Origin of the sequence: Nocardia caishijiensis NBRC 108228 (assembly GCF_001612825.1) — a bacterium.
Taxonomy (GTDB): domain Bacteria; phylum Actinomycetota; class Actinomycetes; order Mycobacteriales; family Mycobacteriaceae; genus Nocardia; species Nocardia caishijiensis.
In genome coordinates, this window is sequence record NZ_BDBE01000025.1 from 543,112 (window position 1) to 568,142 (window position 25,031).

The 25,031-nt window shown below is 69.2% G+C and carries 24 protein-coding genes; 12 read left to right on the forward strand and 12 right to left on the reverse strand.

Annotated elements, in window-relative coordinates; all coding sequences use genetic code 11:
• Nucleotides 1-3: 3 nt before the first annotated feature.
• From NC7_RS09370 to NC7_RS09385, 4 genes are all read right to left on the reverse strand, one after another.
• Nucleotides 4-963 (reverse strand): MvdC/MvdD family ATP grasp protein, encoded by a 960-nt coding sequence (locus tag NC7_RS09370; protein ID WP_067981106.1) that lies wholly within the window; start codon nucleotides 961-963, stop codon nucleotides 4-6.
• A gap of 14 nt (nucleotides 964-977) precedes the next feature.
• On the reverse strand, nucleotides 978-1,394 hold the full coding sequence (locus NC7_RS09375; RefSeq protein ID WP_067981107.1) for a hypothetical protein: 417 nt from the start codon (nucleotides 1,392-1,394) through the stop codon (nucleotides 978-980).
• 322 nt (nucleotides 1,395-1,716) lie between these two features.
• Complete coding sequence (locus tag NC7_RS09380; RefSeq protein ID WP_067981108.1) at nucleotides 1,717-2,136, reverse strand: acyl-CoA thioesterase; 420 nt, start codon at nucleotides 2,134-2,136, stop codon at nucleotides 1,717-1,719.
• A gap of 83 nt (nucleotides 2,137-2,219) precedes the next feature.
• Entirely contained in the window at nucleotides 2,220-2,636 is a 417-nt protein-coding gene (locus tag NC7_RS09385) for a cupin domain-containing protein (protein WP_167352417.1), read from the reverse strand.
• A gap of 140 nt (nucleotides 2,637-2,776) precedes the next feature.
• On the opposite strand from NC7_RS09385, the gene NC7_RS09390 reads away from it, so the two are divergent.
• Together NC7_RS09390 and NC7_RS09395 are read left to right on the forward strand one after the other, a co-directional pair.
• Nucleotides 2,777-3,277: a MarR family winged helix-turn-helix transcriptional regulator gene (locus NC7_RS09390; protein WP_067981110.1), complete on the forward strand. Its 501-nt coding sequence runs from the start codon at nucleotides 2,777-2,779 to the stop codon at nucleotides 3,275-3,277.
• Nucleotides 3,278-3,391: 114 nt separating this feature from the next.
• A complete protein-coding gene (locus tag NC7_RS09395) occupies nucleotides 3,392-4,165 on the forward strand; it encodes an alpha/beta fold hydrolase (protein WP_067981319.1) in 774 nt (257 codons plus the stop codon).
• Between the two features lie 12 nt (nucleotides 4,166-4,177).
• Here NC7_RS09395 and NC7_RS09400 read toward each other — a convergent pair whose 3' ends face one another.
• The 4 genes from NC7_RS09400 to acnA all read right to left on the reverse strand — a co-directional run bounded on the left by NC7_RS09400 (nucleotide 4,178) and on the right by acnA (nucleotide 10,558).
• Nucleotides 4,178-4,783: a response regulator transcription factor gene (locus NC7_RS09400; RefSeq protein ID WP_067981111.1), complete on the reverse strand. Its 606-nt coding sequence runs from the start codon at nucleotides 4,781-4,783 to the stop codon at nucleotides 4,178-4,180.
• Nucleotides 4,780-6,951 carry a sensor histidine kinase gene (locus NC7_RS09405; RefSeq protein WP_157101904.1) on the reverse strand — a complete coding sequence of 724 codons (2,172 nt, stop codon included), beginning with the start codon at nucleotides 6,949-6,951 and terminating at the stop codon, nucleotides 4,780-4,782. Before NC7_RS09405 ends, NC7_RS09400 begins: the two co-directional genes overlap by 4 nt.
• Before the next feature lie 97 nt (nucleotides 6,952-7,048).
• Nucleotides 7,049-7,618, reverse strand: a complete 570-nt coding sequence (locus NC7_RS09410) for a TetR/AcrR family transcriptional regulator (RefSeq protein ID WP_067981113.1) — start codon at nucleotides 7,616-7,618, stop codon at nucleotides 7,049-7,051.
• Nucleotides 7,619-7,750: 132 nt separating this feature from the next.
• Complete coding sequence (gene acnA / locus NC7_RS09415; RefSeq protein ID WP_067981114.1) at nucleotides 7,751-10,558, reverse strand: aconitate hydratase AcnA; 2,808 nt, start codon at nucleotides 10,556-10,558, stop codon at nucleotides 7,751-7,753.
• 290 nt (nucleotides 10,559-10,848) lie between these two features.
• Here acnA and NC7_RS09420 point away from each other — a divergent pair, with 290 nt between their 5' ends.
• Nucleotides 10,849-11,400 (forward strand): Rv1476 family membrane protein, encoded by a 552-nt coding sequence (locus tag NC7_RS09420; RefSeq protein WP_067981115.1) that lies wholly within the window; start codon nucleotides 10,849-10,851, stop codon nucleotides 11,398-11,400.
• A gap of 265 nt (nucleotides 11,401-11,665) precedes the next feature.
• Complete coding sequence (locus NC7_RS09425; RefSeq protein ID WP_067981116.1) at nucleotides 11,666-13,093, forward strand: NlpC/P60 family protein; 1,428 nt, start codon at nucleotides 11,666-11,668, stop codon at nucleotides 13,091-13,093.
• Between the two features lie 18 nt (nucleotides 13,094-13,111).
• On the opposite strand, the gene NC7_RS09430 is transcribed toward NC7_RS09425, so the two are convergent.
• Both NC7_RS09430 and NC7_RS09435 read right to left on the reverse strand, forming a co-directional pair.
• The gene (locus NC7_RS09430; RefSeq protein WP_067981117.1) at nucleotides 13,112-13,927 is read right to left on the reverse strand and encodes a barstar family protein; all 816 of its coding nucleotides are present in this window, start codon (nucleotides 13,925-13,927) and stop codon (nucleotides 13,112-13,114) included.
• A 9-nt stretch (nucleotides 13,928-13,936) separates the two neighbouring features.
• A complete protein-coding gene (locus NC7_RS09435) occupies nucleotides 13,937-15,898 on the reverse strand; it encodes a Hint domain-containing protein (protein ID WP_067981118.1) in 1,962 nt (653 codons plus the stop codon).
• A gap of 430 nt (nucleotides 15,899-16,328) precedes the next feature.
• Between NC7_RS09435 and NC7_RS09440 the strand changes: the two genes are divergently transcribed.
• From NC7_RS09440 to NC7_RS09475, 8 genes are all read left to right on the forward strand, one after another.
• On the forward strand, nucleotides 16,329-17,495 hold the full coding sequence (locus tag NC7_RS09440; protein WP_067981119.1) for an AAA family ATPase: 1,167 nt from the start codon (nucleotides 16,329-16,331) through the stop codon (nucleotides 17,493-17,495).
• A gap of 23 nt (nucleotides 17,496-17,518) precedes the next feature.
• Nucleotides 17,519-18,475: a DUF58 domain-containing protein gene (locus tag NC7_RS09445; protein ID WP_067981120.1), complete on the forward strand. Its 957-nt coding sequence runs from the start codon at nucleotides 17,519-17,521 to the stop codon at nucleotides 18,473-18,475.
• The gene (locus NC7_RS09450) at nucleotides 18,472-19,476 is read left to right on the forward strand and encodes a VWA domain-containing protein (protein WP_067981121.1); all 1,005 of its coding nucleotides are present in this window, start codon (nucleotides 18,472-18,474) and stop codon (nucleotides 19,474-19,476) included. The genes NC7_RS09445 and NC7_RS09450 overlap by 4 nt, the downstream gene beginning before the upstream one ends.
• A gap of 84 nt (nucleotides 19,477-19,560) precedes the next feature.
• Nucleotides 19,561-20,277, forward strand: a complete 717-nt coding sequence (gene fabG1, locus NC7_RS09455; protein WP_067493761.1) for a 3-oxoacyl-ACP reductase FabG1 — start codon at nucleotides 19,561-19,563, stop codon at nucleotides 20,275-20,277.
• Nucleotides 20,278-20,347: 70 nt separating this feature from the next.
• Nucleotides 20,348-21,184, forward strand: coding sequence for an NADH-dependent enoyl-ACP reductase InhA (gene inhA / locus NC7_RS09460; protein WP_067981122.1), 837 nt, complete (start codon nucleotides 20,348-20,350; stop codon nucleotides 21,182-21,184).
• The gene (locus NC7_RS09465) at nucleotides 21,184-22,233 is read left to right on the forward strand and encodes a ferrochelatase (protein ID WP_067981123.1); all 1,050 of its coding nucleotides are present in this window, start codon (nucleotides 21,184-21,186) and stop codon (nucleotides 22,231-22,233) included. The genes inhA and NC7_RS09465 overlap by 1 nt, the downstream gene beginning before the upstream one ends.
• An 85-nt stretch (nucleotides 22,234-22,318) precedes the next feature.
• Nucleotides 22,319-22,711, forward strand: a complete 393-nt coding sequence (locus NC7_RS09470) for a hypothetical protein (protein WP_067981124.1) — start codon at nucleotides 22,319-22,321, stop codon at nucleotides 22,709-22,711.
• 91 nt (nucleotides 22,712-22,802) lie between these two features.
• A complete protein-coding gene (locus NC7_RS09475) occupies nucleotides 22,803-23,195 on the forward strand; it encodes a hypothetical protein (protein WP_067981125.1) in 393 nt (130 codons plus the stop codon).
• A 47-nt stretch (nucleotides 23,196-23,242) separates the two neighbouring features.
• Here the strand turns inward: NC7_RS09475 and NC7_RS09480 are convergent, their stop codons facing one another.
• Together NC7_RS09480 and NC7_RS09485 are read right to left on the reverse strand one after the other, a co-directional pair.
• Entirely contained in the window at nucleotides 23,243-24,058 is an 816-nt protein-coding gene (locus NC7_RS09480) for an Rv1486c family protein (RefSeq protein ID WP_067981126.1), read from the reverse strand.
• Between the two features lie 58 nt (nucleotides 24,059-24,116).
• Nucleotides 24,117-24,929: a DUF3097 domain-containing protein gene (locus tag NC7_RS09485; RefSeq protein WP_067981127.1), complete on the reverse strand. Its 813-nt coding sequence runs from the start codon at nucleotides 24,927-24,929 to the stop codon at nucleotides 24,117-24,119.
• Nucleotides 24,930-25,031: the final 102 nt, after the last annotated feature.

Sequence of the window (25,031 nt, forward strand, 5' to 3'; positions counted from 1 at the left end):
CGATCACCAACCGGCCACGGCGCCGTCGCCGCAGACCAGCAGGTTCGCCAGGCTGGTGAACAGGGGCAGCCCCGTCTTGATCTCCAGGTAGGCGAACTGCCCCTGCGGGTTCACCTCGAGGAAGTAGTACTCGCCGTCGGCACCGAGCCGCAGGTCGATCACGCCGAAACTCAATCCGAGCGCGCCCATCAGGGTGGCGAGCGATTTGCTCACCGAGGCGGGTAACCGGTCCGGTGCGAACGCCACCGAGGTGTCGAGCCGCGAATCGACCCGGCCCACCCCCGCCTGCGAGTCGATGCGCACGGTCCACTCGACGCCGTCGACCCACACCACCCGCAGATCGCAGGTGGCATCCACGTAGTCCTGGAAGGTCGTCGGCGTCGAACGAATCGACGCGAGCCTGCCCAGCTCGGCCCGGGTGACGATCCGGGTCTCGGAGAACTCGCCCCGGCCGGTGCCGGTGCGCTTGTAGATCACCGGGACCGAACGGGATTCGACGAAACTGCGCGCCTCGTCCGGGTCGTTGGTGATCAGGGTTTCCGGGACGGCGAACCCGGCCCGGTGCGCGGTTTCGAGCTGCACGATCTTGCGGCTCGCGGTGCGCTCGGCGGCCGGGTCGTTGACCCAGTACGCCGGGATCGACCACAGCATCCCCTGCAGGAACCCGTCGCATTCGGCCTGCCGGAACTCGTCGTCGGCGGCGCGCACGCCGTGCGGGACGCGGCACGGGTGCGGCCTGCGCCACCACACCGCGCGCACGTCGTCCAGGCCGTGCACATGCGACAGCGCCCGATTCGTTCCGGTCTTGTCGAGACGGAAACTGCCTGTCTCGGTGGGGAAGTCGCGCAGGTCGAGCCGGATCGGATCGAGGCGGTGGTGCTCGCGCAACGTGACGGCCAGTGCGTCGGCGTGCAGGTCGTCGGTTTCGGAGACGATGAGCACCGCGTCGGTCGCGCGTTCCATGACTGTGTGCCGTTTCAGTCGAGGCTGTCGCAGTTGATGCCGTCGTGGAAGGTGAACGTCGCCCCGGAGGTGCCGCCGCGCTCGGCGATCCGCAGTTTCGCGGCCCAGCTGCGGGTGGCCTCGGCGAGCTGATCGTCGCCGAGGGCCTCCGAGGGCGCGGGAGCCAGCGTGATGGGCCGTTCGACGAGCTCGACCCGCATCCGGCGGGTGAAATCGGCGGTGGCGCCGGGCCGGATGTCGACCTGTACCTGGCGCCCCTCCGCCGCGCGTTCCTCGGTGAGCCGCACGATGTCGCGGCGATCGAAGGTCCAGGTCCCGCCGTCGACCCGAACCGAGACATCCCGCTCGGACTCGGCCACCAGTTGTCCGCGTAGCGCGGGGCCCCGGCTTCGGGACGACGCGGTAGCGGGGAGGTGGATGGCGTCGGTCATGGGCACTCACTCCGATCTTCTCGTCTGCTCGCGATTTGCCAGAACCCCTCTAGGCGCTTCGGATCATAACGTGAGCGAACCCGCCGCCGAGGGGGTTCGCGAGATTTGCGGAGCGCCGGGCAAACCGCCGAGCGGCGCGTGATCGCCTAGCGGGACGAGAATTTCGGGCAACCGAGGAGCGCGCAGGTGTCCGACGTGGGCAATCGATCAGCAAACGGAGGTGGCAACGACGCGACAGGCGTCCCGGCGAAGTTGCCGGTCGATACCTGTCGCGCCCGCTGTCAGGTGTTTCGGCCGAGAACCCGCGGCGCCAACCGTCATGTCACAGCCCGAGGACTTCAGGATTCTCGGCGAGGGAACGGAAGTGGCCCGCTGGGTCGGCGACGAGCTTGCGGGTGGTCAGGTCCATCGCGCCCGCGGTGACGGTGATCTCGGCGGCCACGGTGCCGTCGAGCTTGATGATCCGGTGGTGGAAGCGGAACACCTTCTCGCCGTCGCGCCAGTCGAAGGCGCAGGTCACGGTGACCTCGTCGCCGCCGCGCAGTTCGCGCTTGTACTTGATCGTCGACTCGAGCACCACCGCGCCGATCCCGCTGGCGATGAACTTGTCCTGGGGGATGCCCGCCGCGCGCAGCAGTTCCCATCGGGCGTGCTCGCCGTACTGGTGGTAGACGGCGTGATTGAGGTGGCCTTGGGTGTCGAGCTCGTAGCCGCGGACGAGGACCGGTACCGAGAACGTCATACGCTGTACAACCGGCGGCTTCGCGGCGCTTGTTCCCGATTCGCGTGCAACCTCGGACACATTCGCCACGCCCCGCGCATGGCTCAACGGCGCTGGGCGGCGCGCTCGGCGGTCCAGGCAGGGGCGTCGATGAAGTAGTTGTCGAAATCCTCTTGGGCGGCGAGGAATTCCTCGTGGGTGGCCGTTCCTTTGGTGAGCCGGTCGAGCAAACGGAAATAGTCGAATCGCTGCACCCCTGGCATCAGGGCGATGAGGACCCGCGCACCGCTGTCGGGCGTAGCGCCGAAGGCGTGCGGCATGCGTCGCGGCACGACCAGCGAGCCGCCCGCGCCCACGGTGAGGATGCGGTCGCCCGCCATGACCTGTAGCTCGCCGTCGGCGACGTAGAACAGCTCGTCGGAGCGGGTGTGGTAATGCGGTGCGGCGCCGTCGGCGCCCTGGTCGAGGGTCACTTCCAGGGTGCTGACCGTGCCGTCGCTCGCGTCGGAATCGGTGAGCAGTCGCAGTCGTACGTGGTCGGTGCCGAGTGTCTCGGCGTCGTCGGGCAGGCAGAGGGCGATGTCACGCGTGGTCATGCCGAATCCATTCGTCGGTTGATAATTCGTCACCGAACTATATCCCGTCGAATAGAATCCTGTCCATGGATGAACCGCCCGCCGACGTCGTGGACGCGATCGCCGCCCAATGGCGCCGCGAACGACCGGATCTCGACCTCGAGGCGATGGCGGTGTTCGGCCGCCTCGGCCGTCTCCTGAACGTCGCCACGGCACGCATCGAATCGGTCTTCACCGCTCATGGTTTGCAACGGGGTGAGTTCGATGTCCTTGCCGCACTTCGCCGTTCGGGCGAACCGTTCGCCTTGAACCCGTCGGTTCTCGCCGACACCCTCATGCTGTCGCGCGCGGGCATGACCGGCCGGATCGACCGGCTCGAGGCGGCGGGGCTGGTGCGGCGCACCGCCGACCGGGTCGACCGGCGCGCCGTACGAGTGGCGCTCACCGAGCGCGGACGCACGCTCGTCGACGAGGTGGTGGTCGCGCACACCGCGAACGAGACGGCCATGCTCTCGGCGCTCGATCCGGCCGACCGAGCGACGCTGGACCGCATCGCGCGCACCCTGCTCGCCGCCTGGGAGGGCTGACCGCGACACCGATGACAGATGTCATCGGTGTCGCAGGACAACGGCATCTACTCGCACGCGCTCGCCGCTGCGATTCTCGGTCGGGAGACCCGACCACCCCGAGAAGGACACCTGATGCCCGAGTTCCGAATCGCCCTGGCGGCCCTGGCCGCACTCACCGTCGTCACGACGACAGCGTGCGGCAGCGATCCAGAATCCACCGCCGAGCCGACCGTCGTCCTGGTCCACGGCTCGTTCTCCGACCGTTCCGGCTGGGACCGGGTCGCCGATCTCCTGCGTGACAAGGGATTTCCGGTGATCCAGCCGGACAACCCGCTGCGTGGCCCCGGCGCGGACGCGGCGGCGGTCACGGCCGACATCGCGAATGTCACCGGCCCGGTCGTGTTGGTCGGGCATTCCTACGGTGGGGCGGTGATCAGCAACATCCGCCGCCCCGATATCGCGGCGCTGGTCTTCGTGGCCGGGTTCGCCCCCGCGAAAGACGAGACAGTGCAGGCACTGTCGGACCCGGCGACCTATCCCGGCAGCAGGATCGGTCCGGCGTTGCGCATCCAGCCGACCGGCCAGGGTGCCGAGGTGACGCTCGCGCCGGAGCACTACCGTGACGTCTTCGCCCACGACGTGAGCGCCGAGGTGGCGGCGGAACTCGCCGCGCGCCAACGGCCGACCGCCGCGGCCGCCCAAGCCGAACCCTGTGGCGACCCGCTGTGGGCCTCTGTTCCCTCGTGGTATCTGGTGGCGACCCAGGACCGGATTCTGCCGCCCGCCTCGCAACGATTCCAGGCCGACCGCGCGAAAGCTCGGGTGCGCGAGGTGGAGTCCTCGCACGCCGCGCCGATGTCACACCCCGAGGACGTGGTGGCGGTCATCGCCGCCGCGGCCCGCTGAGCTTCGCAGCGGTCACAGCCACCCCGCATCGCGGGCGATGCGAATCGCGTCGATGCGGTTGCGGCCACCGATCTTGGTGATGGCGTTGGACAGATAGTTGCGTACGGTCGCCGGTGACAGGAACAGGGCAGCCGCGATCTGCTCGGTGCTGATCCCTGTCTCGGCGGACCGGATGACATCGGTCTCGCGGGCGGTGAGCGGGCTCGGCCCGGTTTCCAGCGCGGCGGCGATCAGTTCGGCATCGATCACCCGCTCGCCCGCGGCGACCCTGCGGATACTGGCGGCCAGTGTCGACGCCGGTGCGTCTTTCACGACGAAGCCCCGCACGTGGGCTCGGAGGGCCCGCAGGAGATAGCCGGGTCTGCTCAACCCGGTGAGGATGAGCACCCGGCACAGCGGCGCCCGGGCGTGGACGAGTTCGGCGACAGCGAGACCGTCCAGGCCAGGCAGGTCGATGTCGAGCAGGGCGATATCCGGTCGGGTGCGCAGGATCTCGTCGAGCACCCGGTCGCCCCGGTCGAGTTCGGCGACCACGGTCATGTCGTCTTCGTGGGACAGCAGGGCGACGAGGGCACCGCGGATCATGTGCATGTCCTCGGCGATCAGCACACGGATCATGATGTCCCCCAGGGTATCTCGACGAACAGTCGAAACCGGTCGTCGTCGGTGCGCCGAGCCGACACGGTCCCCGAGCAGGACGCGGCGCGCTGTGTCAATCCTGCCAGCCCATTTCCGGTGCGGGGTTCGTGCACCGCGCCGTCGTTGACGATCTCGACGAAAGCCGTTCCCCGCCGCTGCCCGGCGACGATCGAGCAGGCGCGGGCGGTGCTGTGGCGCACCACATTGGTGACGGCTTCGCGCACCGTCCACGCGAACAGCTCTTCGGCTTCCGGCGGCAGCGCGGGCACGTCGATCCGCTGCTCGACGGCGATTCCGGCCGCCGCGAGGAGCGCGGTGGCACCGGCCAGCTCCGCATCGAGCGAGACGACGTGGTCGCCGAGGGTCACCTGCCGGATCGCGCGATCGGTGTCGTCGGCGAGGGCGGCGATATCGGTGATCTCGGTGTGGGCCGCGCGCGGGTCGCGGTGCGCGAGGGTCGTGGCGAGGTCCCCTTTCAGGGCGATCGCCGACAGGCTCTGTCCGAGCAGGTCGTGCAGGTCGCGGGAGAGCCGAGCCCGTTCGCGGCGCACGGCCTCGTCGGCGAGCGCGGTGCGGGTGCGCTCGAGGTCGCGCACTACGCGCACGAGGTGAGCGACACCGACGAGACAGCCGGTCAGCACTGTGAACACGACGATCACCTCGGCGGCGCCGGTCAGGGGGCGCTGCTCGGTGGCGAACAGGGTCATGATCGCGGTGCCGACGATCGGGGACGCGACGAGGGCGCCGCGAGCCACCCCGCGGAAGAGAAAGTAGGCCGAAGCGGTGACGAAGACCTGGCTGATCCCCCACGATGCCGCCGACCAGCACATCGGCAGATAGACGAGAACACCGAGTAGCCCGAAGGTGACGATCCGACCGCGTGACGCGACATCGTTCACCGCGTCCGCCACGTGACGCAAGTGGACGGCGACGACGCACGCGCCGAGCAGCCACCACCCGACGGCGGCTCCGCTGTGCTCGTCGAGGGTCACCCGCACGGGTGCCAGAAGGCCGGTGGCGCAGGTCGCGACGACGAGCAGCACTCGTGCGCTGCGGGTGGTGAGCCACGGGCCCGCGAGCGGCCGGGAACGTACGGTCCGATCCGGCTGTCTTCGTCGGCCATCCCGCGCGACCGGAGCGGGCAGCGCCTGTGCGGCACGGGTTTCCGTGCGGATCCGCCACCCGTAGGTCGACCGGTGAGCGGTGATCAGCACGGGCCCGGGCTCGCTCGCACCGAGCAGCTCCGACACGAGCTCGCCGAGCCCGGCGCGCAGCGATTCCTCGTCGTGCTCCGACAGGTACTCCTCGGGTAGTTCGAGATGAGCGGTGATCCCGGCCGCCGCGAGCAATCGGGCCGTCGCGGTGGCCTCGCGAACGACATCGGGCCGACCGACGCCGCGGATCAGGTGACGTGCCTGCGACAGGCCGTCGCGGGCGGCCCCGGTGATCGCGCGCAATTCGTGTCGCACCCGGCGCGGGTCGGTGGATCCGGTTGCGCGATGGGCGGATTCGGCGATCTTCACCAGTGCCGAGCGCACGGTGGCGGTGACGGTGCCATCGATCCGCCGCCTTTCCTCGGCGACGGCGTGTGCCGTGAGTTCCACGCTCGCCTCGTGCGACCGCCGCAACGCGACGACCAGCCAGATCAGGGTGTAGACCGCGATCACCCGCATCCCGGTGGTCACCGTCAGCCAGACCGCCTCGGATGTCGACGCGCCGAGCCATCGCGCGGACGGGGCCACGGCGAGAACCGTCAGCACGGCGAGGGGGAACGCGAGGATCGATCGCACCGTCAGCACCACGACCACCGCGACGACGTGCGCCATCGTCGACCACGCGGGATCCGGGTCCAGCGCACCGCCGACCACCAGCACCGCGAGCAGGACCGCGCTCACCCCGGCGCCGGGCGGGCTCGCATCGCGGACGGCGAAGACGAGGTGGCGCGCGTAGAGCGCAAGACAGGCGACGAGCAACGCGGCCGCGGGCAGCGGTTCGGCGAGGGTGAGCAGCGGCAGCGCACCGAGCGACAGCGCGGCGAGAACCGTCCCCGCCGCGGCGACGTTCACGGCATCCGTCGGCGCCCACCATCCGGCAGTGCGCGGTCGCGGCTTGTCCGCCGCGACCATCCGTTCCGCTCCGACCGCCACCACCCCATGACCCCCGATTGGACCGTCACCGCGAGATCACGAACGCCGGGAAGGATCCCGAGGCGTTCCTGGCGGAGCCGGTGCCGCCGAGCCTAGCTCAGGCTTCCCGGCGCCGCACCGACGCTTCCACGAGATCCAGTACGGCGGAGAGGTTGTCGTCGGTGTGGCCCGAGGCGATGCGGGCGATCAGGCCGTCGAGAACCAGGTCGAGGTAGCCCAGCAGGACGTCGGTGGGGACGTCGTCGCGCAGGGCGCCCGCGGCCTTGCGGCGTTCCAGGCGGGCGAGGGTGGCCGCGGTGAGTTCGGCGGAGCGCTGGGTCCAGCCCGCGCGGAAATCGGGATCGGTGCGCACGCGGCGGGCGATCTCGAGGCGGGTGCCCAGCCAGTTGAATTCCTCGGGGCGGGCGAGCATATCGCGCATCACCTGCACGATGCCCTGGTTGGCCGCGACCTCGGCCATGCGTTCGGCATCGTCCTTGGCCAGCGCGAAGAAGAGGGCGTCCTTGTCCCGGAAATGGTGGAAGATGGCGCCACGGGACATGCCGATGGCCTCCTCCAGGCGGCGCACCGTCGCGCCCTCGTAGCCGAATTCGGCGAAGCAGCGCCGGGCACCGTCGAGGATCTGGCTGCGGCGGGCGGCGAGGTGGTCGTCGCTGACCTTGGGCATGATTCCTCCAGTGACGCAATACGCGGACCCCCGCCCCGGAACACCGAGGCGGGGGACTCACAGCATGACGAGCATCCGTGTGAATGCTCATGTGGGGCAGCGTCATTCGACGCCGCCCCACCGATCGGGCTATCAGCCGCGGATCATGTTGCGCAGCACGTACTGCAGGATGCCGCCGTTGCGGTAGTAGTCGGCCTCACCGGGGGTGTCGATGCGGACGACCGCGTCGAAGGTGGTGACCTTGCCGTCTTCGGCGGTGGCGGTGACCTTGACGGTCTTGGGCGTGACACCCTCGTTGAGGGCGGTGATGCCCTCGATGTCGAAGGTCTCGGTGCCGGTCAAACCCAGCGACTGCGCCGACTCGCCCTGCGGGAACTGCAGCGGCACCACGCCCATACCGATGAGGTTGGAGCGGTGGATGCGCTCGAACGACTCGGTGATGACGGCCTTCACGCCCAGCAGGCTGGTGCCCTTGGCGGCCCAGTCACGCGAGGAGCCCGAACCGTACTCCTTGCCACCGAGCACGACCAGCGGGATGCCCGCGGCCTGGTAGTTCTGCGAGGCGTCGTAGATGAACGCCTGCGGGCCACCGTCCTGGGTGAAGTCGCGGGTGTAACCACCCGAGACGTCGTCGAGCAGCTGGTTGCGCAGCCGGATGTTGGCGAAGGTGCCACGGATCATGACCTCGTGGTTACCGCGCCGCGAGCCGAGGGAGTTGTAGTCCTTGCGCTCCACGCCGTGCGAGTCCAGGTACTGCGCGGCCGGGGTGCCCGGCTTGATCGGACCGGCCGGGGAGATGTGGTCGGTGGTGACCGAGTCGCCGAGCAGCGCGAGGACGCGGGCGCCCTTGATGTCGGTGACCGGGCTCGGCTCCATCTCCATGCCGTCGAAGTACGGCGCCTTACGGACGTAGGTCGAGTTCTCGTCCCACGCGAAAGTGTCGCCCTCCGGGGTGGCCAGGTTCTGCCAGCGCTCGTCGCCGTCGAAGACGGTGGCGTAGGAGTTGCGGAACATGTCCTGGTTGATCGCCGACTTGATGGTGTCGTCGATCTCCTGGGCCGAGGGCCAGATGTCGCGCAGGAACACGTCGTTGCCGTCGGAATCCTTGCCGAGGGCGTCGTTCTCGAAGTCGAAGTCCATGGTGCCCGCGAGCGCGTAGGCGATGACCAGCGGCGGGGAGGCCAGGTAGTTCATCTTCACGTCGGGGGAGATGCGACCCTCGAAGTTGCGGTTACCCGACAGCACGGCGGTGACCGACAGGTCGTTGTCGTTGATCGCGGCCGAGATCTCCTCGGGCAGCGGGCCGGTGTTACCGATGCAGGTGGTGCAGCCGTAACCACCCACGTAGAAGCCGAGCTTCTCGAGGTAGGGCCACAGACCGGCCTTCTCGTAGTAGTCGGACACGACCTGCGAGCCGGGCGCCATGTTGGTCTTCACCCACGGCTTGGTCGACAGGCCCTTCTCCACCGCGTTGCGGGCCAGCAGGGCGGCGCCGAGCATGACCGACGGGTTGGAGGTGTTGGTGCAGGAGGTGATGCCCGCGACGACGACGGCGCCGTGGTCGAGCACGAAGTCGCCACGCTCGGCCGAGCGCACGGTGACCGGCTTGGACGGACGGCCCTTGGCGCCGTTGGCGGCCGAGTGCGCGGGGGTGTAGGAGTCACCGGCGTGGTCGGCCGAGACCGAGACGGGGTCCGAGGCCGGGAAGGTCTCGTCGACACCCTCGTCGAGCGCGGTGTAGTCGCCCACGTAGTCGACGATGTCGGAGCGGAAGGCCGACTTCGACTCGCTGAGCAGGATGCGGTCCTGCGGACGCTTCGGACCGGCGATGGACGGCACGACGGTGCCGAGGTCCAGCTCCAGGTACTCCGAGTAGGCGGGCTCCTTGGCCGGGTCGTGCCACATGCCCTGTTCCTTGGCGTAGGCCTCGACGAGCGCGAGCTGCTCGTCGGTGCGGCCGGTCAGGCGCAGGTAGTTGATGGTTTCCTCGTCGATCGGGAAGATCGCCGCGGTGGAACCGAACTCGGGGCTCATGTTGCCCAGGGTGGCGCGGTTCGCGAGGGGCACCTCGGACACACCGGCGCCGTAGAACTCGACGAACTTGCCGACCACGCCGTGCTTGCGCAGCATGTCGGTGACGGTGAGCACCACGTCGGTGGCGGTGACGCCGGGCTTGATCTCACCGGTCAGCTTGAAGCCGACGACGCGCGGGATCAGCATGGAGACCGGCTGGCCGAGCATCGCGGCCTCGGCCTCGATGCCGCCGACGCCCCAGCCCAGCACGCCCAGGCCGTTGACCATGGTGGTGTGCGAGTCGGTGCCGACACAGGTGTCGGGGTAGGCCTGGCCGTTGCGGACCATGACGGTGGGCGCCAGGTACTCGATGTTGACCTGGTGCACGATGCCCATGCCCGGGGGGACGACCTTGAAGTCGTCGAAGGCGCCCTGGCCCCAGCGCAGGAACTGGTAACGCTCGCCGTTGCGCTCGTACTCGAGTTCCACGTTGCGCTCGAGGGCATCGGCGCGGCCGAAGACGTCGAGGATCACCGAGTGGTCGATGACCATGTCGGCGGGGGAGAGCGGGTTGACCTTGCTCGGGTCGCCACCGAGGGTGGTGACGGCCTCACGCATGGTGGCCAGGTCGACGATGCAGGGCACGCCGGTGAAGTCCTGCATGATCACGCGCGCGGGGGTGAACTGGATCTCCACGCTCGGCTGCGCCGAGGGATCCCAGTTCGCGATCTCGCGGATGTGATCGGCGGTGATGTTCGCGCCGTCCTCGGTGCGCAGCAGGTTCTCTGCCAGCACCTTCAGGGCGTAGGGCAGCTTCTCGGTGCCGGGAACAGCCGAGAGACGGAAGATCTCGTAGGAGTTGCTTCCGACCTCGAGCGTGCCCTTGGCGCCGAAGGTATCAATCTTCGTCACGTCAGCTCCACTCATGTGTGAGGGTGTGCCACCGGCGGGGCTGTGCCGGTGACTCGCGTCTTCGGAGGGGATCCGGCGCCGTGAGATGCCGGTTTCCTCGTCGTACGAGCCTAACAGTACGCTTGTCCTATGAAATAATCGGGGCGCCGCGACGGCCTCCGGCGTGCCGTGGCGACCGGATCCCGCGCGTCGTCGCGTACTGTGCCTGTCGAGCGAGTCGGGGACAGACGCAGTGACGCTCACCTTGGCAGTGTTGGATGCCCGTCGCAACGCACGCGACCGGGGCTCGACAGACCGGATGGAAAATGACCGTCTTGCACACCTTTGCGCCGATGGCCGTCGAACTGCCGCCGAACACGGACCTGGGCAGTCTCCGCTCCGACCTCGCCGACGACCACGTGGCCGCGCCCAAGGGCAAGGACCAGCAGGAACTGGCGGCGATCGTCGCCGATGCGCGTGCGGACGGCTTCCCGCTCAGCGTCGTCGTCGTCCCCGGCAACCCCGGCCACGACTCGAGCCTACGTGACCTGGCCACCGAGCTGGGCAAGAACACCGAGGGCACGGTCGCGGTACTCAGCGACGACTGGATCGGCACCTACAGCGACGACATCAGCCGGGTCCGGCTCGAGTGGGCCGAGGACGTGGCCAAGTACCGGGGCAACCACCCCGAAGAGGCCGTCGCGGCGTTCGTCGGCCGACTCGAGCAGCCCGAGGGCGTCTCGTGGGGCGCGATCACCGGCCTGCTGCTGACGCTGACCGTGTTGGTGATCGCGGGCCTCTACGTCGTGAAGGCCCGTCGCGGGCCGGACGCCGAAGCCGTCGTCGCCCCGGGCGACGATGCGGGTTCTCTCCGTTAACTGGTTTCTCTCCAGTCACATTTCCAGGCCTCCGGTCTGTTTTCGCGCGTCAAAACCTGACGCTCCTCAAGCTAATGCCGGGCTATCGCCGAATTGATGTCCCACCGGGCCGTGGCAGATGTTTCCTTTGTGAAGTATGTGTCGTACGGTAGCGATGATCGCGATCGGGAAAGCAGTGGTACAGGGGGCATCGGTCGACCCTTGGAGTCGCTGAGTCGACTGATGCGCCAGTGGCGTATGTCGAGTCGAGTCACTCGGAGGTGCCGTGCGCGGTGCGAGCGGGCAGGATCATCCAAGGCGATTACGGGTAACGATCGGTTTGCTGGCGGCACTCGCCGTCGTCATCTCCGCGGGCCCGACCACGGCGGTGCCGCCCTCGCCGCCACCGAACCCCTCCGACAGTGAGATCGCGGGCGCGGGCGCGCAGGTCGACGCTCGCGTCGGCGAGATCGGCGTGCTCATCAACCAGGTCGCCGCCGCCGATCAGCAGTTGCGCGCCCTCGACGATGTCCTCGCGGGCAAGCGCGAGGCGGTCAACCAGGCGCTGGTCGACCTGCGGACCGCCCGTGACGCCGCCGACGCGGCGGCCGCCGCCGTGGCCGACAGCCAGACCCAGCTCGCCGACGTGGGCGCGCAGGTCGTCGCGGCCCGCGGCGATTTCGATCAGCTCGCCACCCAGGCCTATGTGCGCCCCTCGTCCAGTTCGGTGGTCACCTACTTCGCCTCGTCCACCCCGGACGCGGCGATGGATCGCGCGCGGGTGCTGAACATGGTGGCCAAGAATCAGCGTCAGGTGCTCGACGACCTGCGCCGCGCCCAGATCGCCCAGGCCAACCAGAACGCCGCCGCCCGCCAAGCCAAGGCCGACGCCGATGCCGCGGCGGGTGCGGCCGAGCAGAAGAAGCACGACGCGCAGGCCGCCGTCCAGGTCGCCCAGGCCGAATTCGACACCCAGACCGCCGCCCGCGACACTCTCCAGCGCGACCGGGCCGCCGCCCAGATCGCTCTCGACACCGCCCGCTCGACGGTGGCCGGACTGCAGAGCCAGCGCGAGATCTTCCTGGACTGGGACGATCACCAGAAGGCCCAGCTGTCCGCCCTGCTCGCCGCCGCCAACGCGGCCGCCGCCCGCGCCGCCGCCGACCAGGCCGCCCGCGATCGCGCCGCCCGCCTCGGCGAAGACCAGCGTCCACACACCGACCTGGAATCGACCCCGGCATCGCCGCGAAGATCCAAACCGAGATCGACGCAACCGCAGATCACCGGATCGGCCGCGATCGAGACCGTCATCGACCGCGCGATGTCGCAACTCGGCGTGAGCTACGCCTGGGGCGGCGGCGACGAGGAAGGCCCGACCCTCGGCATCCGCGACGGCGGCGTCGGCGACTCGCACGGCGACTACAACAAGGTCGGCTTCGACTGCTCGGGCCTGATGCTCTACGCCTTCGCGGGCATCGGCGTCTCACTGCCGCACTACAGCGGCTACCAGTACAACGCGGGCACCCGTGTCCCCGTCGACGAACGCGAACGCGGCGACATGCTGTTCTGGGGCCCCGGCGGCAGCCAGCACGTCGCGCTCTACCTCGGCGACGGGACGATGATCGAGGCCCCCGAATCCGGTGACGTGGTGAAGATTTCGCCCGTGCGCGAAGGCGGCATCATGCCGTACGCGGTGCGCATCGTCACCGAGTGAACGCCGCGGTACCGGCCGCTACTCGAGTACGACGGTCGCGCCTGCGTCACGGAGGGTGGAAACGGCCAGCTCCATCCACGTCATCGGCCCGGCGAGCGTCTCGACCACGGTATCCAGGTGCCGCGCCGAGGCGTCCGAATCGCGCCATCGAACGGTCAGTCCGGGGCGATCCCGCGCGCACTCGCGCAATGCCATGAAGTTGGCGCCGAAATAGCCGCCGGGGCCATTGGCCGCTTCGCCGATGGCGCAGTAGAAGCCCGCGAGGTCGGTGATGTCGCCGCCGTTCACCGTGATCACACAGGGCGGGGGCTTCGGTGGAAGGTGGCGTTCGTAGCGCATCGCGACCTCGAGCCAGCCTTCTCGCTCTGCCTGCGTCAGCCCGACCCACTGTCCGGCGAGTGTCAGCCGCCCGCGACGAAGTCGATCCCACGCGGCATCTGCGGATCGATGCGGGAGTCGGCTCACCCATCCGGTCATCGAGAACGAGGGGCCGTGATCCTCGGCATCGGTCAGCGCGACTGCGCCGACCCAGTACCGTCCGATGGTGTTTCCGGCCTCGTCGAGTACGTCGAGGTCGAGGTCACCGAGGTCGGCAGGCCGCCGCATCGACTCGACGCTCGCTCGGAGCATCGGGCCGACCGACCGGATGCCGTCCACCCGGAAATGTACCGGTACCAGGCCTTCGGGGGCACAAGCATCGAACTCGTCGCCACTGTTCGCGTCGCCGACGAAGAAGTCGTCGAGGCGATCGAACGCGGCGAGCAACGGGTGGTCGGCATCTTCCGAGCGGAGCGCGAATCGCGCCCTCGGGCGCGGGTTCCCAGTGATTGTCATGCTCCACCATCAGTCGGCATAGACGATAATTCGCCCGTAGTGGTTGTCCGTCCAACCCACATCGCCATAGGTATTGCGAAGAAGCCGGAACTGATTACCGAGGCCGGGAACCTCATAGATCGATGAATCCGCCCATTTGCGGGCCACAGACGCTGGTGTGCCTGGCCGGCCTTCGAAGATGTCCGGCGTGCCGTCGGGGTTCAGTCGCTGCGGCAGTTGCCCGGCACGCAGTAGTTCGACAGCATTGCGAATCTCCTTCCTGGCGGTCGGCGGTCCGCCCTTCGGCGCAGGGCAATTGTGCACGAGCACGCTCGTGTTCCCCGCGACCACGTAGTACGTGTGTGGGCCGTCGACCTCGAGGTTGTAGACCGGTGCGTGCGATACCTCCCGGCGCGCTTCGACGACATGTGGTCGTTCGTCCGCACGACCGGCGAGCAGCGTGCCCGGCTTCAGATCGCCTGCGTCCACCCACCGCGACAGGGCGGGCACCCAGAACGGGTGGTTGGTCGTCGCGGTGATGATCGCGGTTCGGTCGCCGTCGGTGATCGTCAGGATGACGAGTTCGCGGGATCGTCCGCCGATGCCGTGGACGACAGACCGCACCGACGACGTCGACCGCAGCCCTGCCGACGGCGCCGCCGCGGCGACCGGTGTCCCCACGGTGATCTGTTGAATCGCACGAACTGTGCCGTCGGCCAACAGGACCGGAGTATCTGCGACGAAACTGTTCGCGGCGTCGCAGTCGGGTTCACGCAGACCTTCTTCGATCGCGTCGAGCAGACCCTGCACCTGCGCCTGCCCGACGGCCTCGGCGACCACCTCGGTGTCCGCGGCGAAGCGGGTCTCGTAGTTCACGGTGCGGCGTTCGGCTTGTGCCTGACGCTCGGCGGCGGCCTGTTTCTCGGCGCTGACCGCGGCGTAGACCGCACCGGCCTCGGGCGCTGTGCACGTGAGCTCGCCGGTGAACCCGTTCGTCTCGAGCGGGAACGAACCACTCGCACTGCAGCGTCCACCGTGGCGGCCTTCGACCGAGATCGTCGCGGTGAGGGTGACCGTCGCCGTTCCGGTGACGCGGGCTCGGTCCGAGCGGGCGATCCGGCCGGTGAAAGGTTGCCGGACAGAGCATCCCGCCGTGCTGCAGGTCAATGCGCCCTGGCCGGGACGGAAGGTGAAGTCGCTGTTCACCGCGCCGGCGAGCCGGCCGATCGCGTTCTGCAACGCGGCCCGCACCTGATCGAGCGAGTCCGCGACTTCGGTGAGAACCAGCTCGGCAGCGTCGGTATCGTCGGCCGGCGCCCACCGCAGCACCCGATACGGTTCCGAGACCGAGATATCGAGCGTGCCTTCCTCGGTTTCCGCGCGCAGCGCGGGTTCGTCACCCACCTGGACGCGGCCGCGGAGGTCCGCGCGGTCCAGCTGGGCTGCCAGCCAGCTCGCCAGCAGCGCGGGGGAGGAGAACACGGCGGCTTCGGTCTCGATGGCCTCGGGTGCGGTCTGCCATTTGTCCCGATTCGCCGCACTGACCGGTGCCCGCCCCAGGTCGTTGCTCGTGCCCGCGGCGGGCCCGAGGTAGAGCTGCCCGCCCGCGCGCACGATCTCGGAGGTCTGCCCGGCGACCGACACCGTTCCGGTGGTGTCACCGGTCGCGGTGACGGTCACGTCCCAGGTGTGGGCGCTGCTCGGCACGGTGGTCCGGTACCGCAGCGCCGGTTTGGACGACAGCGACGACAACGCCTGGTAGAACGGCGCGCTGCTACCCGCCGGTTCCGGCCACGCCAGCCACACCGCCGCGCCGACGACCAACGCGAACACCGTCACCACCGAACCGACGACCAGCCCGATCACCCGCCCGCGCGGGCGTGGCTTCCGGAAATCGAAGACCGGCTGCGGTGGGTACTGGATCGGAGGGCCACCGTACGGCTGCCCCCGACCGAACTGCCCCTGATCGAACTGCGGATTCCCCGGATACATCGCCAATCGTTCCCCCCGGCCCGAGAATTCTTCGGGCGCAATGTGTTTCGCGTGGGAGGGTAACAAGTCGGCCGGAGTCGGGCGAGTCGGCGGCGAAATCGCCCGAATTCGAGGTGTCCCCGCGTGGTCCGGCTGCGGTTCGGCAAGGCCTGCCGTCGCTGTCCGCGCAGCGAGGAAACGCGCCGCGCACACCCGTCGTGCGACAACAACGACACCGTCGGGCGAATTCATGCGATGTCGTCGGACCCGTCGCGCACCCGGCGGATTTCGGCAATGATGCAGGTAGTGTCCCCGCACTCCGCGCTCACACCCGTTCGGGCTGTCGCACCGAGCGAGCCGAATTGCCGCCGAGTCATGGCCGGTTGCGGCGCACCGGGCGATTCAATGGAATAGTTGGGGCCGCACGCACAGGACCAAAGCGAAAGCGGGGATGTTGGTGACTTCGACGGAAGGTGTGAGCGGGCCGAAGCTGGCGAAGGACGCCGGTACGGCAACGCCGAGCACCCTGGAGCGTGACGTCCAGACTCTCGAGAAGGCGATCTACGAGGTCAAGCGGGTCATCGTCGGTCAGGACCGACTCGTCGAGCGGTTGCTCGTGGGTGTGCTCGCGCGGGGCCACGTGTTGCTCGAGGGTGTGCCCGGCGTCGCGAAGACTCTGGCCGTGGAAACGTTCGCCAAGGTCGTCGGTGGGTCGTTCTCGCGGGTGCAGTTCACCCCCGACCTCGTGCCGACCGACCTGATCGGTACCCGCATCTACCGCCAGGGCCGCGAGGAGTTCGACACCGAACTCGGCCCGGTCGTCGCCAACTTCGTGCTCGCCGACGAGATCAACCGCGCGCCAGCCAAGGTGCAGTCGGCCCTGCTCGAGGTGATGGCCGAGCGCAAGCTGTCGATCGGCGGCAAGACCTACCCGATGCCCGATCCGTTCCTGGTCATGGCGACCCAGAACCCGATCGAGAGCGAAGGCGTGTACCCGCTGCCCGAGGCGCAGCGCGACCGCTTCCTGTTCAAGGTCGTCGTGGACTACCCCTCCGTGGAGGAGGAGCGCGAGATCATCTACCGGATGGGTGTGAGCGCGCCGGAACCCAAGCAGATCCTCGAGCCCGAGGACATCATCCGCCTGCAGAAGGTGGCCGCCAACGTCTTCGTGCACCACGCGTTGGTCGACTACGTGGTCCGGGTCATCAGCGCGACCCGCACCCCGGCCGAGTTCGGCATGCCCGATGTGGCGAGCTGGATCTCCTACGGCGCCTCCCCGCGCGCCAGCCTCGGCATCATCGCCGCCGCCCGCGCGGTCGCGCTGATCCGCGGCCGCGACTACGTGGTGCCCCAGGACGTGGTCGAGGTGATCCCGGACGTGCTGCGCCACCGCCTGGTGCTGTCCTACGACGCACTGGCCGACGAGGTGTCGCCCGAGGACGTCATCAAGCGGGTGCTGCAGACCGTCGGTCTGCCGCAGGTCGCGCCGCAGGCGGTCAGCGCACCGCAGAACGCGCAGTCGCCGGTGCCCCAGCCGCCCGTTCCCCCACAGCAGCCTGCGCCGCAGCCGGTGAACGGGCAGCAGTCCCAGCCCGCCGGCCACGTCGCGCCCCAGTGAGTGCGCCGGAACCCGTTGCCCGCGTGCCCGAGCCGTCCCACGCACCGCCGTCGTTCCGGGCGGGGGAACTGACCGATCCGAAGCTGTCGGCCGCGTTGAAAACGCTCGAGCTGACAGTGCGCCGCCGCCTCGACGGCGTGCTGCACGGCGACCACCAGGGCCTCATCCCCGGTCCCGGTTCCGAGCCCGGTGAGGCGCGGCTGTACCAGCCGGGTGACGACGTGCGCCAGATGGACTGGTCGGTCACCGCCCGCACCACCCACCCGCACGTGCGCCAGATGATCGCCGACCGCGAACTCGAGACGTGGCTCGTGGTCGACCTGTCGTCGAGTCTTGACTTCGGTACCGGGCGGGTGCAGAAGCGCGATCTGGCGATCGCGGCGGCCGCCGCCGTCACCCACCTGACCTCCGGCGGCGGCAACCGCATCGGCGCCGTGGTCGCGACCGGCCAGGACCTGGTCCGGATCCCCGCACGCGCCGGACGGCTGCACGCGCAGACCATGTTGCGCGGGATCGCCACCACCCCGCACGCCCGCGACGGTGTCCGCGGTGACCTGAAGGCGGGCATCGAATCGTTGCGCCGTCCGCAGCGCAAACGCGGGCTCGCGGTGGTGATCAGCGACTTCCTCGGTGACGTGGACTGGCAACGTTCGCTGCGCGCGATCTCGGCCCGCCACGACCTGCTCGCGGTGGAGGTGCTCGATCCACTCGATATCGCCCTGCCCGACGGCGGCGACGTGGTGCTGCACGACCCGGAGACCGGGCACACCCGCGAGTTCAGCGTCACCCCCACGCTGCGCGCGGATTTCGCCGCCGCGGCCGGTGCCCAGCGTGAACAGGTGCATCAGGCGCTGCGCAGTTGTGGCGCGCCGGTGCTGACCCTGCAGACCGATCGGGACTGGATCGCCGACGTGGTCCGGTTCGTGTCCACCCGGCGCCACAACCTCGGCGCCCCGAGCGGGCGGGTGCCTCGCCAGTGAGTATTTCGCATTTCACCGCTGCCGCCTGGCTCGGCTTCCTCCTGATCGTCGCGCTGCTGGTCCTGGGCTATGTGCTCGTGCAGCGGGCCCGTCACAAGCGGATGCTGCAGTTCGGCAACATGACGGTGCTCGAGCGGGTCGCCCCGTCGCGCCCGAGCCCGGTGCGGCACGTGCCGATCGCGCTGATCCTGGTCGGTCTGATCCTGCTCACCATCGCCGCCGCCGGGCCGACCGCCGTGCAGAAGGTGCCACGCAACCGCGCCACGGTGGTGCTGGTGATGGACGTGTCGCTGTCGATGGAGGCCACCGATGTGCCGCCGAGCCGTCTGCAGGTCGCCCAGGAAGCGGGCAAGGACTTCGTCGAGGGCCTGACGCCCGGTATCAACCTCGGTTTCGTCACGTTCGCCGGAACCGCCTCGGTCATGGTGTCGCCGACCACGAACCGGGAGGCGGTCAAGCACTCCATCGACAACATCAAGCTGGCCGAGCGCACCGCCACCGGTGAGGGCATCCTGACGGCCCTGCAGTCGATCGACACCCTGGCCGCCGTGCTCGGTGGTGCCGAGACCCCGCCGCCCGCGCGCGTGGTGCTCATGTCCGACGGCAAGCAGACCGTGCCCGACGACAAGGACATCGACAATCCCCGCCACGGCTTCACCGCCGCCCGCCTCGCCAAGAACAAGGGCATTCCGGTGTCGACCATCTCCTTCGGTACCGAATGGGGCACCGTCGAGATCCCCGATTCCGACGGTGGCGGTTCGCAGCGGGTGAAGGTGGCCGTGGACAACGATTCGCTGCGCGAGATCGCGGAGTTGTCCGGTGGCGACTTCTACACCGCCTCGTCGCTGGCCGAACTCACCGCCGTCTACGACACCCTCGAAGAGCAGATCGGCTACGAGACCACCCGTGGCGATGCCAGCAGGCCGTGGCTGCTCGGCGGCATGTTGTTCGTCGCGGCGGGCGTGCTCGTCAGCTTGCTCTATCGTCAACGCCTGCCCTAGCTTGCCGTGCCCGGCGTTGTGAGCAGTCGCAACGGTGCGACCCTGACGCCGGGCCAAGGAACCAGAACAGATAGGTTGGACCCTATGTCGAACGTCACATCCCGGTCGGTGCTGGTCACCGGCGGTAATCGCGGAATCGGTCTCGCGGTGGCCCAGCGCCTGCTCGCCGACGGGCACAAGGTCGCCGTCACCCATCGCGGGTCGGGCGTGCCCGAGGGACTGTTCGGGGTGAAGTGCGATGTCACCGACAGCGAGTCGGTCGACCGGGCGTTCACCGAGGTCGAGGAGCACCAGGGTCCGGTGGAGGTGTTGGTCGCCAACGCGGGCATCACCGATGACACGCTGCTCATGCGCATGACCGAGGAGCAGTTCACCAAGGTCATCGACGCGAACCTCACCGGTGCGTTCCGCTGTGCCAAGCGCGCCAACCGCGCCATGTTGCGCGGTCGCTGGGGTCGGATGATCTTCCTCGGTTCGGTCGTGGGTATGAGCGGCCAGGCCGGTCAGATCAACTACGCGTCCTCGAAGGCCGGTGTCATCGGTCTCGCGCGTTCGGTGACCCGTGAACTGGGTTCGCGTTCCATCACCGCCAACGTTGTCGCCCCCGGTTTCATCGAGACCGACATGACCGCGGATCTGCCCGAGGACATGAAGGAGATGGCGAAGAAGTTCATCCCGCTGCAGCGTCTCGGTCAGCCCGAAGACATCGCCGCCGTGGTCAGCTTCCTCGCTTCCGAGGACTCCCGCTACGTCTCCGGCGCCGTCATCCCGGTCGACGGTGGCATGGGCATGGGCCACTGACCCGCTGACCGACTTCCCGCGGCGCCGAACCGGTCGCCGCGTCCACGAATCGCAGGAGAACCGAAAACCCATGGGCGGACTGCTCGAAGGCAAGACCATCCTGATCACCGGCATCATCACCGATTCCTCGATCGCGTTCAGCGCGGCGGCGGTCGCGCAGGAGCAGGGCGCGAAGGTGATCATCACCGGCATCCCCGAGCGGCTGCGGCTGATCGACCGCATCGCCAAGCGGCTGCCGCAGGAGGTGCCCCCGGCGATCCCGCTGGACGTCACCAACGAGGAGAACCTGGCCGCGCTGGCCGACGCCGTGCGTGCGCTGGCGCCCGAGGGCATCGACGGTGTGCTGCACTCGATCGCCTTCGCGCCCAAGACCCTGATGGGTCCGGACGCGGTGCCGTTCCTGGAGGGCCCCGGCCCCGATGTGGCCAAGTCCTTCGAGATCTCCGCCTGGAGCTACGCCTCGCTGGCCCGCGCCGTGCTGCCGGTGATGAACGAGGGCGGCTCGATCGTCGGCATGGACTTCGATCCGCGCGTGGCGATGCCGTACTACAACTGGATGGGCGTGTCCAAGGCCGCGCTGGAGTCGGTGAACCGGTACGTGGCCCGGGAAGTGGGCTACGCCAAGAAGATCCGCTCCAACCTGATCGCCGCGGGCCCGGTGAAGACCCTCGCGGCCAAGGCCATCGCCGGTACCGCCACCGACGACGCCAAGCAACTGCGTCAGCTCGACGAGTACTGGGACGGCGCGTCGCCGATCGGCTGGGACGGCGCCGACGCGCGTGCCGTGGGCAAGTCCATCGTGGCGCTGCTCTCGGATTGGCTGCCCGCCACCACCGGCTCGATCATCTATGTCGACGGCGGCGCGAGCCACAACATGTGGTTCCCGGAGAACTTCACCGCCAACTGATGGCCGACGCGCTGCTGCTGCTGTCGTTCGGCGGCCCCGAGGGCCCCGAGGACGTGCTCCCGTTCCTGGAGAACGTCACCCGGGGCCGAGGGGTGCCGCCCGAACGGCTGGCCGAGGTCGCCGAACACTACCTGCATTTCGGTGGGGTGTCCCCGATCAACGCCCTCAACCGGCAGATCATCACCGCGCTCGAAACCGATCTTGCCGACGCCGGACTCGACCTGCCGGTGTATTTCGGCAACCGCAACTGGCATCCGATGGTGGAGGACACCGTCGCCACGATGGCCGCCGACGGTGTGCGCTCGGCACTGGTGTTCCCCACCTCCGCATGGGGTGGGTACTCCGGCTGCCGTCAGTACGACGAGGACATCGCCCGCGCCCGCGCCGCCGTGGGTGACGACGCGCCCGAACTGGTGAAGCTGCGCCAGTATTTCGACCACCCGTTGCTGATCGCGTCCTTCGCCGACGCGATCACCGCCGCGGTGGACCGGCTTCCGGCCGACCGACGCGAGCGTGCGCGCCTGGTGTTCACCGCGCATTCCATCCCGGTCGCCGCCGACGCCGTCGCCGGTCCGCCCGCCGACGGTGGTCGCCTCTACAGCAGGCAGGTCGCCGAAGCCGCCCGATTGTGCGCTGCCGCAGCCGGTTTCACCGAGTACGACGTGGTGTGGCAGTCGCGATCCGGTCCGCCGCAGGTGCCGTGGCTCGAGCCCGACATCGTCGATCACCTGGATGTGTTGCACGGCAAGGGCATCGATGCCGTCGTCGTGTGCCCGGTGGGGTTCGTCTCCGACCACCTCGAGGTGATCTGGGATCTCGACAACGAGGCGTCGACCAGGGCCGACGAACTCGGCATGGCCTTCACCCTCGCCGCGACACCCGGTACCGATCCGCGATTCGTCCGGATGATCGTGGAACTGATCCGGGAACGGCTCAGCGCCGGTGACGTGCGTGAGCTGGGCGAAGTCCCCGGCTACGGCTGCACCGTCAACGGTGCGCTGTGCGCCCCGGGCTGCTGCGAACTGCCCCCGCGCCCGCGCGCACGGTGAGCACAACCGCATAACCATTCACCGCCCGCGTCGTGATCGCGGGTAGGCTGGGCGGTTGTTGTGATCGACAGATCGGAGGCATCCGATGCGCTCGACGAAACGCCGTCACGCGGCCGCGCTGCTCCTGCTCCCCGTCGCCGCGACGCTCACCCTCGCCGGGTGCGGTGGTGACTCCGGCTACGAGACCGGCCCCGAACCGACCGAGCCGACCATGTCCCAGCCGACGGTCGACAGCCTGTGCAGCATTCTCGACTCCCAACAGGGCACCTGGAAGGCCCTCGGCCCGGAGGTCGGGCGCGTGGCGTTCAACGGGGTGATGCGCCTGTGGGCGCTGCGCGACACCACCGCCAACGCCGCCATCTCCTATGACCGGTACGTGGTCGACGACGTCACCGGGCGCAGCTGCCCCGAGGTGCGCACCGACACCCTCGCCGTCCTCGACTATCCGGACATGAAGACCGCGTTGAACGGATTCTGAAGCGGCGGTTCCCCGTTCGCGGATCGGGTGGGTTAGCATCGCCGGTGTTCTTCGGCCGGGAGGGCCGAACATCCGCGACGGGGGAGGCCCGATGAAGACTGTCGACACGGCGGAATCGTTGTTCGCCAAGCGAGGTGGCGGCGGCGGTGTGAGCGTCGGCGTCGGCCTGCCCGACTGGGTGTGGCTGATCATCATCGGCGTGATCGTGCTCATCGTGGTGATCGTGCTGATCCGTAAGTTCAGTGGCGGCTCGGATCAGGGTGCGCCCCAACAGATGCCGCAGCAGTTCGCGCAGCATCAGCAGCCGTACCCGCAGCAGATGCCGCCGAATTACGGCTATCAGGGCGGCTACGCGCCGCCGCAGGCCCCGTACCCGCCGCAGTACCCGCAGGGGCAGTACCTCCGCCCGTACCCGCCGCAGCAGCCGATGCCCTACCCGCCGCAGCAGGCGCCGTACCCGAACCAGTACCAGCCCTACCGCTGACCGCACCCGGCTCGGTGAATCAGCCTCCGGGGCATCAGGTTCCGGTCTCAGCTCCCAGGCCGCGCGGCCGCATGGATGGCGACCAGCCTGGCCTGGCGAATCGTGTTCCACAGCGGACGCAGCAGCGATTCGTGTGCCCCGATGGCGGTGGCCGAGGTCGGTGACGACGCCGGTTCGTGTTCGGCGACCGTGAGAATCGCCGCGACATGGTCGGCGGTGTCGAGAATGCGCTTGGCGCGCAACGGGATCGAGTCGGGGTAGGCGTGCTTGGCGTAGGCGGCGAGCTGGGCTTCGATCTGCTCGCGCGGGTCGGCGTCGGACGGGCCGATCGAGGTGGTGTGCAACTGCATGAGCGCGTCGGCGGCGTCGCGGACCGCTTCGCGCATCGTGTACTCGGCGGCGCCGAGGGTCAGGTCCGGGTCGCTGATCGGCGGAACGACCACGCTGTACACGGTCCACTGCAGGGTCTCGTCGTCGTCCCAGTGCGGGATCAGGCCGGTGCCCTCCTGGCCGGGGACACCGATCAGGATGCCTTCCTCGGCGTCGATCGCGTCCGCCGCGAAGGCCGTGCCGACCGGCAGGCCGCGCACGTCGCCCGGCGCGGGCAGAACCAGGCGCAGGTGCGCGTCCGCGGGTGCCATCGCCTCCCGGATGACCTTGAGCAAGGGCATGGCGCCGGTGCCGGGGATGCCACCGCGGGAGGTCCACGGCAGGTCGCTGCGGCCACCGGTGGCCGGGTCGCCCGCGGCGATGGTGTGGCGGGGCGCCCAGGCGTGCAGCGACTCCAGCACGTCGTCGGGCGCGCTGGTACCGGCCAGCCAGGAACCGGCCCAGACCGTCAGCGTGGCACTGGGAGAGCACATAATCATCGAGCATAAAGGTTCGCCCGGATCCTTGTGCCGGGTCTGACCTGGGGTCGAGCTACTCGGGTTCGGTGACGAAGTCGATGAGCCGTTCCACGGCGCCGATCAGCGGTGCCTCGAGATCGCGGAACGAGTCGACCGCGTCGTACACCCGGCGCCACCCCTCCTGCGGCGTGCCCCAGCCGAGCCTGCGACAGATGCCGGTCTTCCAGTCCTCGCCGCGCGGCACCGTCGGCCAGGCCTCGATGCCGACGGCGGCCGGGCGCACCGCCTGCCACACATCGACGAAGGGGTGTCCGGTGACCAGGACGTGTGGGCCGAGTCCGGTGGTGAGCTGGGATTCCTTGGAACCGGTCACCAGGTGGTCGACGAGCACCCCCACCCGCGCTCCCGGGCCGGGCCCGAACTCGGTCAGCCGGGCACCGAGGTTGTCGAGGCCCTCGAGATGTTCCACGACCACGCCCTCGACCCGCAGATCGTGGCCCCACACCCGCTCGACGAGCGCGGCGTCGTGCACGCCCTCCACCCAGATGCGGCTGCCACGCGCCACTCGCGCGCGCAAGCCTTCCACCCGCGTCGAGCCGGACGCGGAGCGGGTGGGCTGCTTCGGCGCGGCGACCTTCGGGCGGACCAGGGTCACCGGCCTGCCGTCGATCAGGAACGCGGCCTCGCGCAGCGCGAACAACCGGACCGCGCCGCGCCCGTCCTCGAGCTTCACGAACTCGCCGTCGTAGCTGCGATCGAAACCGACTACGGCGCCGCAGAATCCGCTCGCCGCGTCTTCGACCACCAGATCTCGTTCGGCCGCCACCTGCGGAACGGGGGTCTTCTTCGTCCGGTTGTGGCCTGCGTAGATATCGCCGCCGTACATGTCACGCGCACTCACCCGCCCGAGCTTAGAGCCGCCGGGGCCGGGGCAGCGGGAGCGCCGCGCGAAAACCCTTGGACCACAAGATCGGCTCCGAGGGCGGCG

Coding starts and splice junctions, on each gene's coding strand:
- NC7_RS09395 (WP_067981319.1), top strand. CDS start 3,392: ATGCCCGAGTTCCGAATCGCCCTGGCGGCCCTGGCCGCACTCACCGTC.
- inhA (WP_067981122.1), top strand. CDS start 20,348: ATGGGCGGACTGCTCGAAGGCAAGACCATCCTGATCACCGGCATCATC.
- NC7_RS09430 (WP_067981117.1), bottom strand. CDS start 13,927: ATGACAATCACTGGGAACCCGCGCCCGAGGGCGCGATTCGCGCTCCGC.
- NC7_RS09380 (WP_067981108.1), bottom strand. CDS start 2,136: ATGACGTTCTCGGTACCGGTCCTCGTCCGCGGCTACGAGCTCGACACC.
- NC7_RS09420 (WP_067981115.1), top strand. CDS start 10,849: ATGACCGTCTTGCACACCTTTGCGCCGATGGCCGTCGAACTGCCGCCG.
- NC7_RS09400 (WP_067981111.1), bottom strand. CDS start 4,783: ATGATCCGTGTGCTGATCGCCGAGGACATGCACATGATCCGCGGTGCC.
- NC7_RS09470 (WP_067981124.1), top strand. CDS start 22,319: ATGCGCTCGACGAAACGCCGTCACGCGGCCGCGCTGCTCCTGCTCCCC.
- acnA (WP_067981114.1), bottom strand. CDS start 10,558: ATGAGTGGAGCTGACGTGACGAAGATTGATACCTTCGGCGCCAAGGGC.
- NC7_RS09435 (WP_067981118.1), bottom strand. CDS start 15,898: ATGTATCCGGGGAATCCGCAGTTCGATCAGGGGCAGTTCGGTCGGGGG.
- NC7_RS09485 (WP_067981127.1), bottom strand. CDS start 24,929: ATGTACGGCGGCGATATCTACGCAGGCCACAACCGGACGAAGAAGACC.
- NC7_RS09410 (WP_067981113.1), bottom strand. CDS start 7,618: ATGCCCAAGGTCAGCGACGACCACCTCGCCGCCCGCCGCAGCCAGATC.
- NC7_RS09390 (WP_067981110.1), top strand. CDS start 2,777: ATGGATGAACCGCCCGCCGACGTCGTGGACGCGATCGCCGCCCAATGG.
- NC7_RS09475 (WP_067981125.1), top strand. CDS start 22,803: ATGAAGACTGTCGACACGGCGGAATCGTTGTTCGCCAAGCGAGGTGGC.
- NC7_RS09465 (WP_067981123.1), top strand. CDS start 21,184: ATGGCCGACGCGCTGCTGCTGCTGTCGTTCGGCGGCCCCGAGGGCCCC.
- NC7_RS09375 (WP_067981107.1), bottom strand. CDS start 1,394: ATGACCGACGCCATCCACCTCCCCGCTACCGCGTCGTCCCGAAGCCGG.
- NC7_RS09440 (WP_067981119.1), top strand. CDS start 16,329: ATGTTGGTGACTTCGACGGAAGGTGTGAGCGGGCCGAAGCTGGCGAAG.
- NC7_RS09480 (WP_067981126.1), bottom strand. CDS start 24,058: ATGTGCTCTCCCAGTGCCACGCTGACGGTCTGGGCCGGTTCCTGGCTG.
- fabG1 (WP_067493761.1), top strand. CDS start 19,561: ATGTCGAACGTCACATCCCGGTCGGTGCTGGTCACCGGCGGTAATCGC.
- NC7_RS09370 (WP_067981106.1), bottom strand. CDS start 963: ATGGAACGCGCGACCGACGCGGTGCTCATCGTCTCCGAAACCGACGAC.